Source organism: Paenibacillus sp. J14 (genome assembly GCF_000518465.1).
Lineage (GTDB): Bacteria > Bacillota > Bacilli > Paenibacillales > Paenibacillaceae > Fontibacillus > Fontibacillus barengoltzii.
Genome location: NZ_JADQ01000042.1, coordinates 42,782 through 43,054, shown reverse-complemented (window position 1 = coordinate 43,054; position 273 = coordinate 42,782). Strand labels below are relative to the sequence as shown.

General features: G+C 55.0%; 1 rRNA gene. It reads right to left on the bottom strand.

Annotated elements, in window-relative coordinates:
* Positions 1–273, bottom strand: a 16S ribosomal RNA gene (locus tag M891_RS0115770); the annotation flags it as partial.

Sequence of the window (273 nt, the reverse complement as noted above, 5' to 3'; positions counted from 1 at the left end):
TTACCCCACCAACTAGCTAATGCGCCGCAGGCCCATCCGTAAGTGACAGATTGCTCCGCCTTTCCCAAGCCCCTCATGCGAGAGACTTGCGTATCCGGTATTAGCTACCGTTTCCGGTAGTTATCCCAGTCTTACGGGCAGGTTGCCTACGTGTTACTCACCCGTCCGCCGCTAAGTTNATCAGGAGCAAGCTCCCGATAAACTCCGCTCGACTTGCATGTATTAGGCACGCCGCCAGCGTTCGTCCTGAGCCAGGATCAAACTCTCCAANAA